16 protein-coding genes and 4 pseudogenes are annotated in these 16,353 nt (G+C 69.3%); 10 read left to right on the top strand and 10 right to left on the bottom strand.

The window, feature by feature from the left end:
* Positions 1 to 20: 20 nt before the first annotated feature.
* Positions 21 to 713 carry a type I 3-dehydroquinate dehydratase gene (locus tag SY89_RS01590; RefSeq protein WP_054582888.1) on the top strand — a complete coding sequence of 231 codons (693 nt, stop codon included), beginning with the start codon at positions 21 to 23 and terminating at the stop codon, positions 711 to 713.
* A 39-nt stretch (positions 714 to 752) separates the two neighbouring features.
* On the opposite strand, the gene SY89_RS01585 is transcribed toward SY89_RS01590, so the two are convergent.
* The gene (locus tag SY89_RS01585) at positions 753 to 1,424 is read right to left on the bottom strand and encodes a DUF7344 domain-containing protein (RefSeq protein ID WP_239685487.1); all 672 of its coding nucleotides are present in this window, start codon (positions 1,422 to 1,424) and stop codon (positions 753 to 755) included.
* Positions 1,425 to 1,926: 502 nt separating this feature from the next.
* On the opposite strand from SY89_RS01585, the gene SY89_RS18005 reads away from it, so the two are divergent.
* The 7 genes and pseudogenes from SY89_RS18005 (at position 1,927) to SY89_RS01555 (ending at position 7,133) form a co-directional block, all read left to right on the top strand.
* On the top strand, positions 1,927 to 2,544 hold the full coding sequence (locus tag SY89_RS18005; protein WP_239685486.1) for a hypothetical protein: 618 nt from the start codon (positions 1,927 to 1,929) through the stop codon (positions 2,542 to 2,544).
* Positions 2,545 to 2,571: 27 nt separating this feature from the next.
* Positions 2,572 to 3,222: a hypothetical protein gene (locus SY89_RS01575; protein ID WP_054582887.1), complete on the top strand. Its 651-nt coding sequence runs from the start codon at positions 2,572 to 2,574 to the stop codon at positions 3,220 to 3,222.
* A 145-nt stretch (positions 3,223 to 3,367) separates the two neighbouring features.
* Positions 3,368 to 4,237: an HVO_0234 family beta-propeller protein gene (locus SY89_RS01570; RefSeq protein ID WP_054582886.1), complete on the top strand. Its 870-nt coding sequence runs from the start codon at positions 3,368 to 3,370 to the stop codon at positions 4,235 to 4,237.
* 64 nt (positions 4,238 to 4,301) lie between these two features.
* Positions 4,302 to 5,167: pseudogene (gene prs, locus SY89_RS01565) on the top strand (ribose-phosphate diphosphokinase).
* Positions 5,168 to 5,169: 2 nt separating this feature from the next.
* Positions 5,170 to 5,774, top strand: a pseudogene (locus tag SY89_RS15605) (uracil-DNA glycosylase); the annotation flags it as partial.
* A gap of 98 nt (positions 5,775 to 5,872) precedes the next feature.
* Positions 5,873 to 6,294 (top strand): annotated as a pseudogene (locus SY89_RS15600) (HIT family protein).
* A 56-nt stretch (positions 6,295 to 6,350) separates the two neighbouring features.
* Positions 6,351 to 7,133, top strand: coding sequence for an AAA family ATPase (locus SY89_RS01555; protein WP_054582884.1), 783 nt, complete (start codon positions 6,351 to 6,353; stop codon positions 7,131 to 7,133).
* A 1-nt stretch (position 7,134) separates the two neighbouring features.
* Here the strand turns inward: SY89_RS01555 and SY89_RS01550 are convergent, their stop codons facing one another.
* Positions 7,135 to 7,635: a DUF7858 family protein gene (locus tag SY89_RS01550; protein ID WP_054582883.1), complete on the bottom strand. Its 501-nt coding sequence runs from the start codon at positions 7,633 to 7,635 to the stop codon at positions 7,135 to 7,137.
* 169 nt (positions 7,636 to 7,804) lie between these two features.
* On the opposite strand from SY89_RS01550, the gene SY89_RS01545 reads away from it, so the two are divergent.
* A complete protein-coding gene (locus SY89_RS01545) occupies positions 7,805 to 8,659 on the top strand; it encodes a transcription initiation factor IIB (protein WP_054582882.1) in 855 nt (284 codons plus the stop codon).
* 19 nt (positions 8,660 to 8,678) lie between these two features.
* Here the strand turns inward: SY89_RS01545 and SY89_RS01540 are convergent, their stop codons facing one another.
* The 7 genes and pseudogenes from SY89_RS01540 to SY89_RS01510 form a co-directional block, all read right to left on the bottom strand.
* Positions 8,679 to 9,332, bottom strand: coding sequence for a P-loop NTPase (locus SY89_RS01540; RefSeq protein ID WP_054582881.1), 654 nt, complete (start codon positions 9,330 to 9,332; stop codon positions 8,679 to 8,681).
* Positions 9,329 to 10,084 (bottom strand): DUF7857 domain-containing protein, encoded by a 756-nt coding sequence (locus SY89_RS01535; RefSeq protein WP_054582880.1) that lies wholly within the window; start codon positions 10,082 to 10,084, stop codon positions 9,329 to 9,331. The genes SY89_RS01540 and SY89_RS01535 overlap by 4 nt, the downstream gene beginning before the upstream one ends.
* 41 nt (positions 10,085 to 10,125) lie before the next feature.
* Positions 10,126 to 10,962, bottom strand: coding sequence for a DUF7856 family protein (locus tag SY89_RS01530; protein WP_054582879.1), 837 nt, complete (start codon positions 10,960 to 10,962; stop codon positions 10,126 to 10,128).
* Positions 10,962 to 11,300, bottom strand: a complete 339-nt coding sequence (locus SY89_RS01525; protein WP_054582878.1) for a DUF7855 family protein — start codon at positions 11,298 to 11,300, stop codon at positions 10,962 to 10,964. The genes SY89_RS01530 and SY89_RS01525 overlap by 1 nt, the downstream gene beginning before the upstream one ends.
* A gap of 26 nt (positions 11,301 to 11,326) precedes the next feature.
* Positions 11,327 to 11,971 (bottom strand): DUF7504 family protein, encoded by a 645-nt coding sequence (locus tag SY89_RS01520; RefSeq protein WP_204374405.1) that lies wholly within the window; start codon positions 11,969 to 11,971, stop codon positions 11,327 to 11,329.
* Between the two features lie 71 nt (positions 11,972 to 12,042).
* Complete coding sequence (locus SY89_RS01515) at positions 12,043 to 12,318, bottom strand: DUF7854 family protein (protein ID WP_054582877.1); 276 nt, start codon at positions 12,316 to 12,318, stop codon at positions 12,043 to 12,045.
* Positions 12,319 to 12,441: 123 nt separating this feature from the next.
* Positions 12,442 to 14,548 (bottom strand): annotated as a pseudogene (locus tag SY89_RS01510) (minichromosome maintenance protein MCM).
* Positions 14,549 to 14,680: 132 nt separating this feature from the next.
* Between SY89_RS01510 and SY89_RS18925 the strand changes: the two are divergent.
* A complete protein-coding gene (locus tag SY89_RS18925; RefSeq protein ID WP_275575386.1) occupies positions 14,681 to 14,812 on the top strand; it encodes a hypothetical protein in 132 nt (43 codons plus the stop codon).
* A 48-nt stretch (positions 14,813 to 14,860) separates the two neighbouring features.
* Here the strand turns inward: SY89_RS18925 and SY89_RS01505 are convergent, their stop codons facing one another.
* The gene (locus SY89_RS01505) at positions 14,861 to 16,261 is read right to left on the bottom strand and encodes an MATE family efflux transporter (protein WP_054582876.1); all 1,401 of its coding nucleotides are present in this window, start codon (positions 16,259 to 16,261) and stop codon (positions 14,861 to 14,863) included.
* Between the last annotated feature and the right edge of the window lie 92 nt (positions 16,262 to 16,353).

The raw sequence follows: 16,353 nt of genomic DNA, 5'->3' as shown, positions 1-16,353 counted from the left end.
CCGCGGGCCGACCTCCACCCGTGTTCGACTCGTTCACCCTCGTCGCCGCGACCGCCGACCTCGCCGACGAGCGCGCCGCCCGCGGCGTCGCCGACCTCGTGGAGTTCCGGATGGATCTCGCGACCGCCCCCGCCGAGCAGCTGGCGGGCTACGACGGGGAGCTCCCGCTGCTGGTGACCAACCGCCCCGCGTGGGAAGGTGGGGAGGCCGACGGGGGCGACGCCGCGGCCGAGACGGCGCGACTCAACACGCTCGCGGCCGCGCTGGACTACGAAGCCGTCGAAGCGGTCGACATCGAACTCGCTGCGCTCCGGCGCTCCGACCGCGCGGTCGGCGTCGCCGAGACGGCCGAGCGCCACGGCGTCGACGTGGTGGTTTCGGTCCACGACTTCGCCGGCACGCCCTCCGAGCGCGCGATGGTCTCGCTGCTGTCGGCGGCCGCATCGGCGGGCGACGTGGGGAAGCTCGCGGTCACCGCCGCGGACCGGGCGGACGCGCTGGCGCTGCTGTCGGCGACCCACACCGTCGACGCCGCGGGCGAGCGCGTGGCGACGATGGCGATGGGCGCGGCCGGCCGGCACACCCGCGCGGTCGCGCCTGTGTACGGCTCGAAGATCGGCTACGCGCCCGTTCACGCCGAAGACGCTACCGCACCCGGGCAGTACGACCTCGAGACGCTGGCGTCGCTCGTCGACCGGCTGCGTTCGCGCTAGCCCGTCGGCGGCCGAACTGCGGTGTTCGGGCCGCCGTCTTCACTGCCGTTTGCGCAGTTCTGGCGGTTTCTCCGTGCTGCCGAGGCGTGTCCGTCGACCGACGAAGTAGTGCGCGACGGCGGAGACCCCGAAGGCGGTCGAGACGAACACCCCGCCACCGACCGGATCGAGCGCGGCGAACCCGGGCGTCCCCGTGCTGATGGCGAGCAAGAGCGCGACGGCGACGCCCGCGAGCCCGACGTAGTAGAGACTCCACGGGATCTCTCGACTACTGAGCACTTCGACGTAGATATCGAGATCTCTCAGGGCTGGCGTTGGCTCGACCAGATGGGCCTCTTCGTCGACCGTGACGATCCCCTTCTCCTCCAGTTTCGGGAGATGCGTTCGCTTGAGCGTGCTGTACACGTTGCGTCGGTCGTCGTACGTGACCTCCTCGCGGTCGATACCGAACTCCCACGCCGTAACGTCGGTAGACAGCTCAGTGATCCCGATTGGCTCTTCGGCGTGCTTGAGCGCGTGGATGACGAAGCGCCGGCGACGGTTCGCGAGCGTTTCGAAGACGTCGTCTTCGGACAGCTTTGTCCCCTCGAGCGGAACCCGTTTGCGGTCGTGTTGATTGATCCCATTCGTTCGAACCCCCTCCAGCCGGCCACTGACACGCCACAGTCGGTGCCGGCGGATTTCGACCGCAACTGTGTGAAGTAGTACCATAAATACATTAGATAGTTAATCTGTTACTCTCCGTATGGTGAGAGGAGATGGCGCTGCTCGTTTCCCCCTAGGAAGTGATTAACCGGCCTCTGAATGGTTTTACACGCCGGTTTCGTCTCCGGATTCGCACGTCACCGGTCCGGAACCTTCGTCGAAGGCGACTTGGGTTTCGGACCTCGCGGCAGCGTCGGCTCGTGGACATCCACGAGGCGTGCCTGATGGAGATCGAGCGAGACTGGACGATCCATCGAGCACAGCCCGCCGACGCATCGAGAATCTCATAACCAAGTGTCACTCTCTCTATGGGTTATCCGAGCGCTCTCGGCCCGGATGTCCGGGTTCCGGGGGTGCGCGAACACAGGTGAGATACCCTATGGAACGACGCAAATTCGTAATCGGACTGGGTGCATTGGCTTCGGGCGCTGCGGCTGCGACGGGCACGGGAGCGTTTACCGCCGCAGAGCTCCGTGGACGCGAAGCGAACATCGACGTCGAGAACGACATGAACAGCCTCATCGGGCTCGCCGCCGGCGAGACCGAGTTCGTCACCAACAACGGCGGCGGTGGCGAGAACGAGCTGATGATCGATTTCAGTTCGGACGGTGGCGGTGACGGCATCAACCCGAACTCCACGTATCAGGTCGGCGGGCTCGGCGGCCTCGACAGCAGCAACATCTTCCAGGTCCCGGGTGATCCGACGACGGCCCCCTCGGTCGGCGACGTCGCGATCGACACGACGACGTCGATCATGGACGAGTACGCGTTCAAGGTGATGAACCAGACGAACAGCGCGAAAGACATCGAAGTCGCTTACGACGCCAACGACGAGCCGTTCCCCGACGGCACGCGACTGTTCCTCGTCGCGTACTACCCCGGCGGCAGTGGTAGTTCCGAACAGGAGGAGGGGCTCGCCGTCGGTGACTACACGAACAACAACGAGAAGGCTGCCAGTATTATCTTCGACGACGATCAGCAGTACTCCGCGTCCATCGGTTCGGGCGAGGAGTTCTACGTGACGATCCTCGTCGAGGTCGGCGATGCCGCCACGGATACCGATCTGGGCGGCGATCTCACCGTTCGTGCGGGGAGTCACGACGACTTCACGAACGCCGACGACTAACAGCGCCGCTTACACGAGAACGTTACCATGAATCGACGTGACGTCGTGGTCGGGCTGGGAGGGCTCGTCGGTGCGGGAGCGCTGGCTTCCGGAACCGGCGCCTTCAGCGCTGCGGAGGTCTCCCGGCAGACGGAGATCGATGTCGTCGACGACAGTGACGGGCTGGTCGGACTGGTCGCGAACGAAGCGGTCTCGGGTGTACGGTCGGACACCGGCGGCGAACTATCGATATCGATCGGTGACGACGACCCCGGTGTGAACGTCGGCTCGGTGTATCAGTTCGGCGCGTTCGTCACCGACGACGACGTGGGCGGGATCACGGACGGAACGTTCTCCGTGGTCACGGCCGACGATCCCTCCGACTTGAGTGACGGACAGAACTCCCTCGAATCCGCGTTCGCCATCGTGAACCAGACTGCGAACGAGCTCACCATCACGGTCGAGTTTGAACTGAACGACGACATCGAGGGCGGCACCGAGTACGCGTTCGAACTGCAGTCCTCCCAGGACGGAAACGGGACACGGGAGGGCCTCGCGACGAGCCCGATAACCGGGCAACTGACAGCGCAGTTAGCCACCGGCGAGTCGATCGGCGTGTCGTTCATCGTCAACGCGCTTGACGGGGTGACCGAAGACGCGATCTCGGGCAGTTTGCGCCTCTCGGCGACAGCCGTGTAGCGACTCCCTTTTTTCATGGCCGGTCCCGGGGGCTGACTCACCCGGGAACACACTGATTCCGGCGTGATCCGCCAACGGCGCCCGCCCCACGGTGGTGCAGACCGAGAGGGGACCGCTTTTGCCGACCGCGGCCCGACTCTCGGCTATGCCCACCATCGACGAGAAGCGCGTGTACGACGAGGTGACGCCGCCGACGCCGGTGTTCGTCGCCGCCGAGCAGGGGCTCGTGGTCGCCCGGCTCTCCGACGACACGGTCGGGGAGTTCTCGCTGGCCCGACGCTGCCTGGCGACGGACGTGGCGGTCGGCCCCGACGGGACGCTCGCGCTCGCGACCGACGAGTCGGTGCTCGTCGCCCCCGACGCCGATCCGGACCGGCTCCAACAGACCGAGTTCGGCCCGGCGACGGCCGTCTCGATCGTCGACGGCGCCGAGCGCGCCGTCGTCGCCATCGAGCCCTCCGGGGAGGTCGCCCGGCTCCCGATTCCCGACGGCGGGTTCGATCCGGCGTCGCCGGCCACCGCGGCCGACTGGGCGGGGCTCGGCTCGGTCGCGGACGCCCGCGCCGTCGACGGCGGGCTCGTCGCCGCTGCCGACGGCATCCACCGCATCACGGCGTCAGGGCTGGACGACGCCGGCCTCGACGACGCCCGGGACGTTGCGGCCCGCGGCGCGCCGCTCGCGGCGACGACCGACGGCCTGTACGAACTCGGCAACGGCTGGATGCTCGCCCGCGAAGGCGCCCACGAGACCGTCGCGACCGACGGCGAGCGCGCCCACGCCGTCGCTGCCGCGGGGGCCGTTTTCGCGCGGGATTCCGGAGGCGGGGAGTGGGCGCCCCTCGACCTCCCGACCGAGGCCGTGATCGTCGACGTCGATTACACCGACAGCGGCGCCGTCGCCGCTACCGAGTCGGGGTCGCTGCTGGCGACCGGCGGCGACCGCTGGCGCTCACGAGCGATCGGCGTGACAGGGGTGCAGTCGATCGCGACGGGGCCGACCCCCGACGTGGCGTAGCGTCGGCGGCCAAGCGCCGCGGCCAACGGAAACGTGTTTACCGGCGCGGGCGCGAGCCACCGGCATGATACTCCCGGGTTCGCACTCCCAGTCGCTCTCGGCCCGGCTGGCAGCGGCGACCGATCACGACCTCGCGAGCGTACGCTACGAGCGCTTTCCGGACGGCGAACTCTGTGCGGCGCTCGCCGAGCCCGACGCCGACGCGCTGACGGATGCGCACGCGGTCGTCGTCGCCTCGACGACGACCAGCGACGCCCACCTCGAACTGCTCCAGCTCCAGGACGCTGCCCGCGAAGCAGGCGCCAACAAGGTGACGACCGTGGTCCCGTACATGGGCTACGGACGGCAGGACAAGGCGTTCAAGCCGGGCCACCCGATCTCGGCCCGTGCGGTCGCTCGGGCGATCTCGACCGGCACCGACCGCGTGCTCCTCGTCTCCCCGCACGAGCCCGACGTGGCCGAGTTCTTCGACGTGCCCTGCGAACTCGTCGAGGGCGCCGCGCAGCTGGCCGAGCCGCTGCCCGAGGCGCTCGACGACCCCGTGTTCGTCTCGCCCGACGAAGGCGCGATCGACATCGCCGAACAGGCCCGCGACGCCTACGGTGACGGTGCCGTCGACTACTTCGAGAAGGACCGGGATTACGACACCGGCGCGGTCGAGATCTCCCCGGGAACGCCGACGTGGCCGACCGGGACGTGGTGCTCGTCGACGACATGGTCGCCACGGGGTCGACGATGAGCGAGGCGATCGACGCGCTCCACGACCGGGACGTTGGTCGGGTGTTCGTTGTCTGTGTCCACCCGCTTCTGGTCGCCGACGCCCGGACCAAACTCGAACGCGCCGGGCTGGCGGGCATCTGGGGTACCGACACGGTCGAGCGCGACGTGTCGGCCGTCTCGGTGGCGCCGCTGCTCGCGGATCTGGTCTGAGGATGGTCGCTGACGAGACCGCGAATGGGGACCCGGCGTTTCCGGATTCTGCCTCGGCGCTCGTGCTCGAACCGGACTGCGAGCGCTGCCCCGATCTGGCCGCCTGCCGTAACCGGATCGCGTGGGGAACGGCCCCACGGACGCGGCCGTCGTGGTCGTCGGCGAAGCGCCCGGTGCCGGCGTCCCGGACGCTGACCGGTGGCGCGGTGGCAACTGGACGGGGCTCGCTTACACCGCGCAGCACTCCGGTCGGCGGATCCGTGAGACGATGGCCACCGTGGGCTACCCGGATTCGTTCTTCACGAACGCGGTGAAGTGTTTCCCCGCCGACCCCGAGGAGCCGTCGACGAACCGGGAACCGACGGCCGTGGAACGAGAGCACTGCCGGGACCACCTGCGCACGGAGCTCGAACGGGTCGAGCCGGACGCCGTCGTCGCGACCGGGAAGCACGCCACGGCGTCGATGCTGGCGTTCGAGGACCGGACGGTCGAGGGGTTCGTCGACAGCGTGCTCGAACCGGTCCGGCTCGACTCGCTGGGGCTGACGCTGGTGCCGATACTCCATCCAGCCTATCGGGACATCTGGCTCTCGCGACTGGGGTACGATCGGGGGCGTACTTCGAGGAGCTCCGGGACGTGCTCGACGCGATCGTCGAGGGGTGACGGCCCACCATCTTCATACGGCGACGACCCGAACGGCCGGATATGGCCGAAGACTGCATCTTCTGTCGCATCGTCGCCGGCGACATCCCCGGTCGGATCGTGGCCGAAACCGATCACGCGGTCGCCTTCCTCGACGCGAACCCGCTGGCCCCGGGACACACCCTCGTCGTCCCCCGGGAGCACTACGGGCGACTCGACGAGATCCCGAACGACGAGGCCGCCGACCTCTTCGCCGCGGTTCACGACCTCACCGACAGCGTCGAGGCCGCCGTCGACGCCGACGCCGTCTCGATCGGCATCAACGACGGCGAGGCCGCCGGCCAGGAGGTCCCCACACCCACGTCCATCTCGTCCCGCGGTTCGAGGGGGACGGCGGCGGGCCGTTCCACGCGATCAACCCCGACAGCGAGCAGCCCTCCGATGCGGAACTCGACGAGATCGCGGACGCCATCCGCGACGCATAGTTCGATTCGCCGTTACGACCCAGAGTTTTTCAGTCGGAACGCAGGAAACGAACGGTATGGCAGCAACGACTGCGGCGCTGGTCGGCGCGACCGGCGGCGCCGGGACGACCCGGACCTGTCTCGAACTCGCGAGCGCGCTCGCCGCGGCCGGCGACGACGTGGCGGTGTTCGACGCCGCCTACGACACTCAGGGGCTTGCGAGACGACTCTCCGGGCGGCTCAGCCTCGATGCGACTGCGCTGGTGACCGACGAAGCCGACAGCCCGCTCGCCGAGGGGTTGGTCGAGTACACCCCGGCGCCTGAACGGGCCGCACTCGACACCGAGACGCTCCCCGACAGCGGCCGGATCGCCTGTCTCCCGGCCCGTGCGCCGTTCGAGCGCCTCGCCCGGGCGAAGACCGCCGAGGCCGCACAGGAACTGGCCCGCCGAATCGAGGAGGCAGCGAACAGGTTCGATGCCGTGCTGATCGACACGCCGCCGTTGGGCTCGAACCCCGCCGTCGCGGCCGTAACGGCTGCGGACCGAGCCGCCGTCGTCACGCCTGCGAGCCAGCGCGGCGTCGACGCCGCCCAGACGCTGCGGGGCCGACTGCAGGACGTGGGAACGAGCGCCGACGCCGTTCTCGCTGTCGACCGCGACGGCGCCGGGGAGTTCCCCGATGCCGACGCCGACGCGGTGGTTCCGCAGTTCTCGGCGGCCGCCCCTGGCGCTCTCGAATCGGCACGAGGCGTCGAGGCGATCATGACCGCCGTCGACGCCGTGTACGACCGGGAACTGGGGCTGCAGCTGGCCGATGGCGGGCTGGTGGACCGGGTCGCGTCGCTGCGCGAGCGCTGACTCAGAACAACTCGTCGACGTCGCCCACGGCGTCGGCGAGTGGGTCCTCTTCGGCCGCCGGACTCCCCACGCCGGCGACGGCCGCCGAGAGGCCGGGGTCGGGCTCGTGGCTCTCGATGTAGCTCCCCAGCGCGAACTCCGCCGCACTGACGCCGGTGAGTTCGATCGCCTCGGCCCGCGAGAGCACCCCCGCCTGCCAGTCCCGCACGATCTCCCGAGCCATCGGCGACAGCGGCGTCACCCCCGAGACGCCACAACGGTGCAGTGCCTTCGCCGCCGTCACTGGAGCGACCCCCGCCTCGCGTGCGCTCTCGGCCACGCTAGTGCCCGCGGCATGCGTCTCGACGACCGTCGCCGCCGCCTCCGGAGTACAGGGAAGCGCCTCGGCGTGCTCCCGGAGTCGGTCGACGAGGTCGGCCCCCGTCTCGTCGACGGCCGCGACGCCGCGGGCCTCCTGCTCGGCGGTTACCTCGATCCCGGCGGCGATCTCGTCGAGCGTCATACGCGATCGTTCTTCGCGCGATAGTTTAAGAGTTTTCTCGGTTGAACTATCAGAACTAAATCGCTGTCGAAGAACCTACCGATAACCGGTACGTTCGATCGACGGGATCGGGGTCGAACCCCCGATCAGCGCCCGGGTTTATGTATTCGATCGGGAGCGAGTTTCGAGTATGAGCACGACGCGTGCTACCGGCTGTCCCGAGTGCGACGGGCGACTGACCGCAGACGGCGACGAGACGGTCTGTGCGAGCTGCGGGCTGGTCGTCTCGACGGATCGGCTGGATCGCGGCCCCGAGTGGCGCAGCTTCGAGGACGACGACACCAACCCGGCTCGGTGTGGGGCGCCGCTGACGCGCTCACGGCACGATCGCGGGCTGTCGACCGAGATCGGGCGATCCGGGCGGGGGAAGAACCGGAAGTGGTCGCGCCTGCGCCGTCAGCACCGCCGGACGCAGATCCGCTCCAAGCGCGAGCGCAACCAGGTGTACGGCTTCACCGAGATCCGGCGACTGATGGGGGCGCTCTCGCTGCCGGACCGGATCCGCGACCAGTCCTGTTCACTGTTCGAGTCCGCACAGGAAGCGGACCTGCTGCGCGGGCGCTCGATCGAGGGGTTCGCGAGCGCGGCGGTGTACGCTGCCTGCCGGGTCGCTGGCATCTCGCGGACGACCGACGAGATCCTCGATGCCGCGAAAGCGACCGCCGACGAGCACCGCGTTGCCTACGACGCGCTGAACCGTGAACTCGGGCTCCCGGTCTCCGCCGCTGGCCCCACGGAGTTCGTCGCGCGCTACGCGAGCGAACTCGACCTCGGGCAGGCGGTACGTCGCCGGGCCCGCGCGCTCGCGGAGCAAGCGGTCGACTCGGGGCACGCGAACGGGCGCAACCCCAGTGGCGTCGCCGCGGGCGCACTCTATCTCGCGGCCCGCCGAGAGGGCGACGCAGTCACGCAGGCCGAAGCGGCCGACGTGGCTGATGTGACCGCAGTGACGGTCCGGACGACGTATCAGGCGCTGCGGGACTGACTGCGCGACGGCTCGCTTCTCACTCCTGCTCGACCTGCCCGCCCAGCGACGCGACCGCGGCCGCCGGCTCGCTCCGCGGCGCGACGTCGACGATCGGCGCCTCGGCTTCGATCGATCGGCCGAGGCGTGGGTCGGCGGGGACCGCCTCGACGGGCGCGCCGAGCGTCGAGCGCACTGTCGGCGTCGGTGGGTCGTCGACGACGCGGTTGAGCGCGACGGCGGCGAGCGGGGCGTCGAGCTCACGGGCGAGCTCCCGGGTCCGCAGCGCGTCCGCGAGCGCGAACGGCTCCGGCGCGGCGACGAGCACGGCGGCGTCGGCAACCGAAAGCGGGACGCCCACGTCCGCACGCAGCCCCGCGGGACAGTCGATCACGACCGTCCCGTGCTCGCGCTCGACCGCCGCGAGCGCGTCCGAGAGCTGCGACACGTCGGCGGCTCGGGCCCCCGCGAGCGAGCGGCCACAGGGAAGCACAGTCACGGGGCCGGGCTGTACTGCCTCGCAGGCCGCCGCCCGCCCCGCCAACACGTCGTGCAGCGTCGGCCCGCGATCGACCGGGAGGTTCGCCATCCCGAGGTCGCCGTCGACGACGACCGCCGACAGCGCGGCCGCGAGGTTGTACGCCACCGTCGACTTGCCGACGCCGCCTTTCCCGCTGGCGACCGCGACGATCACGACAGCCTCCGGAGCGACTCGATCGGCGGCGCCGCGGCCGCTGCTCGGTCGGCGAGTGCGCTCGCGGTCCGGGCCAGCGTACGTAGCTCTCGCGCGTCGGCGTCGAGATCGGCCGCGAGTGACTCGGCGCCCTGGAGCCCGCCGTTGACCTCGAGCAGCGCCGTCGCCTCCACGACGCCGGCGGCAGTCAGCGCCTCCGCGGTCCGGATCCGGGTTCGCGATCGATCGAGTCGGTCCGCGAGCCCGTCGTAGCGGGAGTCGCTCGCTGGCGGTTCATCCACCCGTCGGGGAGTCGACCGTTCGTCGGCTGGCGGTTCACTGTCTTGTGGCTCGCGGTCTGCCCGTTCGCTCACGGGTTCGGTGCTGGCGGCGTCGACCGCTGATTCGGTGCTCCTCCGATCCAGCACCGCCCGAGGCGGTCGATGGTCGCCGAGTTCACGGATCGCCGTCGCGGCCGTGTCGTCGGTCGTGGATGCTTCCGCGGCACTGACCTCGTCGACGGCGACCGGCGGGTCGGCAGGGGGTGCGGGACAGGCGTAGCCTACCGCGACACGCTCGCCCGCGGGGACGACAGTCGTCGGTCCCTCGCGGTCCCAGCCGGCCTCCGGAACCCCGTGACGACGCGGTGGCAGGACGGGGCCGTCGAGACAGTTACGAAGGCTGACACGGCGATCGGTCGCACGCTCGTTCCGGAGGCGGGCGTGGACCAGCGTCACCGGGCCGGCCGCCTCCTGACTCCAGTCGAGCTCCATCGGCGGGACTGGCTCGCGATCCCTGAAAACGTCCGGTGCGCTCAGACCCGGACGACCGGTACCCCGAGGCTGTTCACGGCGGCCGCCGCGTCGTCGAACCGGTCCGTGGCATCGACGACCGGCGCGTCGAGATCCGCGACCCGGACGGCCGCCAGCGCGGCCGTCAGCTCGCAGCCGACGATCTCCAGCGGCTCCGTCGAGAGCCTCGCTTCGCCCGGGACGGCGTCGACGGCGGTGTCGAACGTTTCCTGCACGCGGGTGGCCAGCGCACGGCGAGTTTCCCGACGCCGGTTGGCGACACGATCCTGCAGGCGGAGGCGCCGCTCGCGGGCTTCTCGGGCCTCGCGAGCACGGCGCTGTGCGGCGTCGTGTGCCTGTTCGGCGGCGATCTGCTCGGTTTCGGCCTCCGACAGCCGGCGAGTGGCGTCTGCGAGCGCGGCCTCGGCGTCGGCCGTGTCCGCGTCCATCTCCCGGCGGCTCTGGAGTCGGCCGCGTGCCGTCGCCACTTCCTCGCGGAGGCGTTCGACCTCGGTTCCGGCGTCGGCGAGGCGGCGCCGGGTCGCGTCGGTGTCGACTGCGTCGACCGAGAGCGCACGGAGCGCTCGCTCGGCAGCGGCCAGTTCGCGCTCGACTGCCGGCCGGTGGCCGCGGGACCGTGCGGCGGCGACGACCCGATCCAGCGGGTCCGTGCCGTCCCTCGGTGAACCGAGGCGATCCCACCACCGCGACGGCGACGGACAGTCGACCGTTACTGTGGCGTGCGCTCCGCGTATCGCCGCTTTGACCGCCTCGCCGTCGATATCCGCCGGCCGGAGGTCGACCGCCTGGCCCGCGCCGAGGAGCCGGCGGTCGCCGCCGTCGCTGACGACCACCCGCATCAGAGCTCCCGGTCCTGCATCGCCGCCGGGTCCGGGTGGTCGGTGCCAGCCGCGAACTTCGTGTACGGCGTGCTCGGCTGTTCACGCGCCTCGTAGGCCGCCGCTGCCTCGCGGACCGGCTCCGGGACCGACTCGTACTCGTTCAGCGGCTGCGTCCGTTGGATCTGTACGTCGCCGCCGTGTTTCTCCCGCAGTCGAAGCGCGAGGAAGGCGCCGAACTCGGTGTCGGCCAGCAGCGCCGCCCGCCCGAACTGCCGGACTGTGGCTGCGTCGTGGCTCCGACAGACGTTCCGGAGACTCGTCCGTGCGCCACGGGAGTACGTCACGACCAGCAGCATTTACTTGCTGCTTACGACAGAATAAATTAAAGGTTGCGTGTCCGGACGTTCTGGATGCCCGCCTCGTCGACTTCGACGACGGCGTCCATCAGCCCCGTCAGGATCTCGATCGTCTGGTCGTCGTGGGCCTCCGGGTCCATGTGGAAGTGGGCGAAGGCGTCGACCGTCGCCAGCCGGCCGGTGAGAATGTGAAGGAACTCGTAGGCCGTCTCGAGTTCGACGTACTGCAGCAGCGCGGTCAGGGAGTCGAAGCAGACGACGGTTTGGTTCTCGTTCTCGGCCCACTCGGTGAGGAACTCGGTGATGCGGATCCCCAGCCCGGTGAGGTCGTTCGGGCTGGTCACCGTCTCGATGGGAGCGTTGGTCTCCGGGAGCGACGGCCCGCCGGTGGCGCCGGCGCCGGTGTCGGCGGCAACCGAGCGGGTCGAGTCCTCCACGCTCACGATCCCCATCTCGGCGGGCTGGCCGTCGGCGTGTTCACGCCAGCGGCGGAGCTGCTGATCCGGGGATTTGGTGAAGGACACCCAGAGCACGTTCGTGTCGGCGGCTGCCTCGGGGTGGAGTAGTTCTGTACAGTTCTCCTCGCCGGCGAACGAGGAGTTGAGAAGCAGCGTGCTGTTCGCACCTGCCAGGCGATCCGGGAGCGTCTCTGCTGTCTGCGTTACTGTCACGGCCGTGCCTCTCTATAGGAGTATCAACTGGTACTATCAAAGTCTTTTCGACTTTTCAACTCTGAGAACGCTCAGAGCGGCTCGACCTCGAACGTCGCGTTATCCGCGTCGATGAGCGATCGAACCCGTGATTTCGCCGTTTCGGGGTCGGGGGCGACGACGACGACGCCATCCGCCGGGTCATCGCCGTGGGCGCGGTACGGGCGGCGCTCCTCGGCTTCGAACTCGGTGGCGTAGCTCTGGAGCACCGACTGCACGCGCCGCTGGGTGGTCGCGAGATCGGCGTCGCCGTCCTCGAACGCTCGCAGCGCCTCCTCGACGTTGCGCAGCGCGGAGATGTGGTCCACGTCGGTCGTCGGTGGTGGGCCCTCCACCAAAAGTTTCCCGAGCGAGGCGGGCCGACACAGTCACGGCAACACGTTTCGAGCGCCGACCCGGCGGTCGGCGCCGGTCACGAGCCGTGACTGGTGTTACGTCGTCCGCAGGTGGCCCTGGACGGGCTCGTACAGTTCGCCCTTCTTCCGGAGGCTCTCGATCTCCTTCTCGGCTTTGTCCTCGTCCATGCCGATCTCGCCGGCGCGGTCGAGCACCTCCTCGATGGGGGCGCCCTCGTCGTACTCCTCCTCGATGTCGCCGATGAGCGCCTTCACGCTCTTGATGCGATCGCGTTGGGTTTTGCTCGTCCCCGTCTCGACCACGTCGGCGTCGAACTCGCCGGTCTCGGGGTCGACGCCGATGTCCTCCAGGCTGTTCCGGACGACGTCGATCACCTTCTCGGCGTCCTGCTCCTCGACGGTGTCCGAGAGCCGGACCCGCGCGGAGGCCTCCGCGAGCCGAACCAGCGCCTCCAGCTTCCGGGCGGTGACGGGGACGGGAGCGTCCTCGTCGGCGCCCTTCGAGCGCAGGTCGACGTAGAACTCCTCGATGGCGTCCTTCGCTTCGTCTGACATCGTCGGGTAGACGTTGCGCTTCGCGTAGGCGATGTACTTCCGCAGGAGTTCGGCGTCGATGTCCGGCGCCACCTCCTCGGTGACGTTCTCGACCTCCTCGGCGGTGTACTCGGAGTTGGGGACCTCCTCGCGCTGGGTGTGGAGCTCGCCGGCGTAGTTCGTCTTCAGGATGTGCTCGGCCAGCCGGCTGTCGTGCTCGGGGTCGGGCTGGTCGGTGACGGTGAAGATCAGGTCGAACCGGGAGATCAGCGCCGGCTCCAAATCGATCTGCTCGCCGATCGGTTCGTACTGGTCGAAGCGACCGTACTTCGGGTTCGCGGCGCCGAGCAGCGAACAGCGGCTCTTCAGGGTGGCGTTGATCCCGGCCTTCGAGACCGAGATCTTCTGCTGTTCGAGCCCCTCGTGCATCGCCGAGCGGTCCCCCGAGTCCATCTTGTCCAGCTCGTCGATGGCGGCGATCCCCTTGTCCGCGAGCACGAGCGCGCCCGCTTCGAGCGTCCACTGCTGGCCGTCGCCGAAGTCGTCGCGTACCGCCGCGGCGGTGAGCCCGGCTGCGGACGACCCTTTGCCGGAGGTGTAGACGGATCTGGGGCAACCTGTTCGACATATGATATCATCTGCGACTTACCCGTACCAGGGTCCCCTATCAGCAGCAGGTGCAGGTCCCCCGGATCCGTGAGCCGTCCGGCAGGTGTTTCGTCACGCCGGAGAACAGCTGGAGCACCATCGCGAGCTTCTCCTCCTCGTAGCCGTAGATCGCCGGCGCGATGGAGCCGACCATCTTCTCGTAGATCTCGGGGTCGTTGGAGAGTTCGACGATCTCGGCGATGTCGTCGTCGGTGATGTCCATGTCCTCGAACTCCTCGTCCTCGATCTCGATTGTCACCCCGTCCATGTACAGGTCGAACAGGGCGGTCTTCTCCTGGCCCTGGGTGACCTGCTCGATGTGGAGCACGCCCGTGACCGTCACGTGGTCGCCGGCGGTCACGTCACCGGTCACGTCGTCCTCGATGTCGACGTCGATGCTCTGGGGCGTCTCGCCGCCGCGCAGCCCCTCGGGGCTCTCCTGGACGCGGAGCTTCTGGGAGTCGACGAACTCCGACTGGTCGTGGTTGACCGAGAACGGGCCCTGGCGCTCACAGCCCTGACACTCGTGGGGCTCCTGGAACCCGCCGTCGGTCTGGGGGATGTAGCTCATCGTCCCGCAGCGCTGGCACTCGAAGGCGGCCTCGGTCACCTTCGGGCGCACGTCGGTCGCCTTCCGGATGATCCCCTGGACCGCGATCAGCGAGCCGATGTGGTCGTCCTGCACCCGGAGGTCCCGGATGTCGACGGTCTGCTCGCTGGGGAGCCCGCGGATGCGGACGTGGGCCTGCCCCAGACTCACGTCGGCCGGCAGGTCGTACAGTCGGAGCGCCTCCTCGGCGTACTCCCGCATCTGTTCGGGCTTCGCGAGGTAGTCCTCCGCGAGATCCCGGTCGAACGTGAACAGGTCGTTGTAGTCGACGTAGAGCGAGCGGCGCTCGTTGGGGTACTCCTGTGCGAGCCGCCCCACCTCCTCCCGGTAGTAGTTCCGGTAGAACTGGATGAACCGCTCGGTGAGCTCCTGGTTCCCCGTCTGAGCCATCTTACCTCCCTTACCTTCCTCATCGGTTAAGGGTTATCGGCTCCCCAACCGGTGGGTGGATTCGTCACCATGCTTCAACGTTTGGGTTGCGGAGAAAGCTTTATCTCTCCTGCCTGCGTGGGTATGACTGTCATGGCCATCAGTGCCGAAGATCTGCGTCGGAAAACCGGCTTCGAGCGCGTCGTTGCGTGGTTCGAGACCGAGGAGGAGGAGGTCGAAGCCGCGACGGCGTACAAGGCGCTCGAGGACGAGTACCTGTACTGAGGCGCTCGCTCGTTCGGCCCCGCGAGCGGCGACGTAGCCTGCCGTTTCTCACCCGTACACCGACACGTCAGAGCCGCGCTCGGCCATCATTTCGGCGGCGCGGTCGGCCCAGTCCGTGAAGTGGAAGCCGGCAGCGACGACCAGCGACATCCAGACGTACGTGGCGCCGATGCCGACGTACGCACCGAGCGCCCCCCAGCCCAGGACGACGCCGAGCAGGAAGGTCAGCCCCAACTGGAGGCCGAACACGCCGCTCGTGCGGGCGACGAAGGGGATCCGGGTCTCGCTAGCGCCCTGGAGCCCGCCGGAGAGCACCGAGAACACCACCAACGCGGCGCCGCAGACGCCGTACACCTGGGCGAACGCGACAGCGTAGCCCACGGTGCCGGGGTTGCTGGTGAACAGCGAGACGAACGTGTCGGCGGCGAACACCAGGCCGACGCCGACGCCGCCGACCGTGAGCAGGCCCAGCGCGGCGACGGCCCACCCCTCGAAGCGGGCGCCGGCGGCGTCACCCTCGCCGAGTCGCTGGCCGACGACGACGCTGGCGGCGACGTTGTACCCCCGAGAGAGCGGGCCGGTCACCTGCTGGTACATCCGGCGGCCGATCTGGAAGCCGGCGTTGACGGGCTGGCCGAAGCCCAGCAGGATGGCGTTGAACGGGAACTCCGCGGCCGTCGAGGCGAACCCCTCGGCGATCTTCGGGGTGCTGACGACGATCAGCTGCTTGGCGATGACCCAGTCCTCCGGCCACGCGAAGTCGGCCTCGGACCAGTCGGTCCAGATCGCCAGACAGAGCATCGACGCGGTGAACACGTTCGCGGCCGCGGTGGCCAGGCCGACGCCGACGATCTTCAGGCGGGGGATACCCAGCGGCGCGAACCCCAGCCCGAGCGCGAGGCTGCCGGTGATGTTCAGCCCGTTCGCGACGACGTTGACGTACATCGGCGTCCGGGTGTCGCCGGTGCCCTGAAGCGCGCGGGCGCCGATGAGCGCCACGTGGCGGGCGGGCGCGGTGGCGAAGATGATGGCGAGATACGTCGAGCCCAGCGTCACTACCCGATCGAGGTTCTCGACGTTCTGTCCGGCGCCGAACACCCTGATCGCGGGCTCGCTCAGGAAGAAGCCGAGGAGCATGAACGGCACTCCGAGCAGCGCGCCGAGCAGGATCCCCTGGGTGATCGCCTCGTCGCGGTTGGCGTCGGCGGCTGCGCCGCTGTCCTGCGAGGAGAGCGCGATCGTGCCGCCGCCGAGGCCGAGCCCGATCCGCAGCGGCAGCCGGGCGTAGAGGTCCGCCAGCCCGATGGCGACGACGCTCGCGGGGTTGAACGTCGCGGTGACGACGATGTCGACGGTCCGCATCAGCGTCCGGAACGTCTGCTCGGCCATCACCGGCCACGCCAACGAGATGACCCGCTTCCAGACCGCGCGGACGCGGGGCCAGTCCATGGGCCGGGCCTCTCGCGGGCGGGGCTTGACGCTGGCGGAAGCGGCGGCGTTCTAGGGGTCGACGATGGCGTCGTCCGTCGCTGACGACGCCG

It is taken from the genome of Halolamina pelagica (assembly GCF_001307315.1).
Lineage (GTDB): Archaea > Halobacteriota > Halobacteria > Halobacteriales > Haloferacaceae > Halolamina > Halolamina pelagica_B.
Note: the sequence above shows the minus strand (reverse complement) of the source record. Positions and strands in the feature narration are given on the sequence as shown.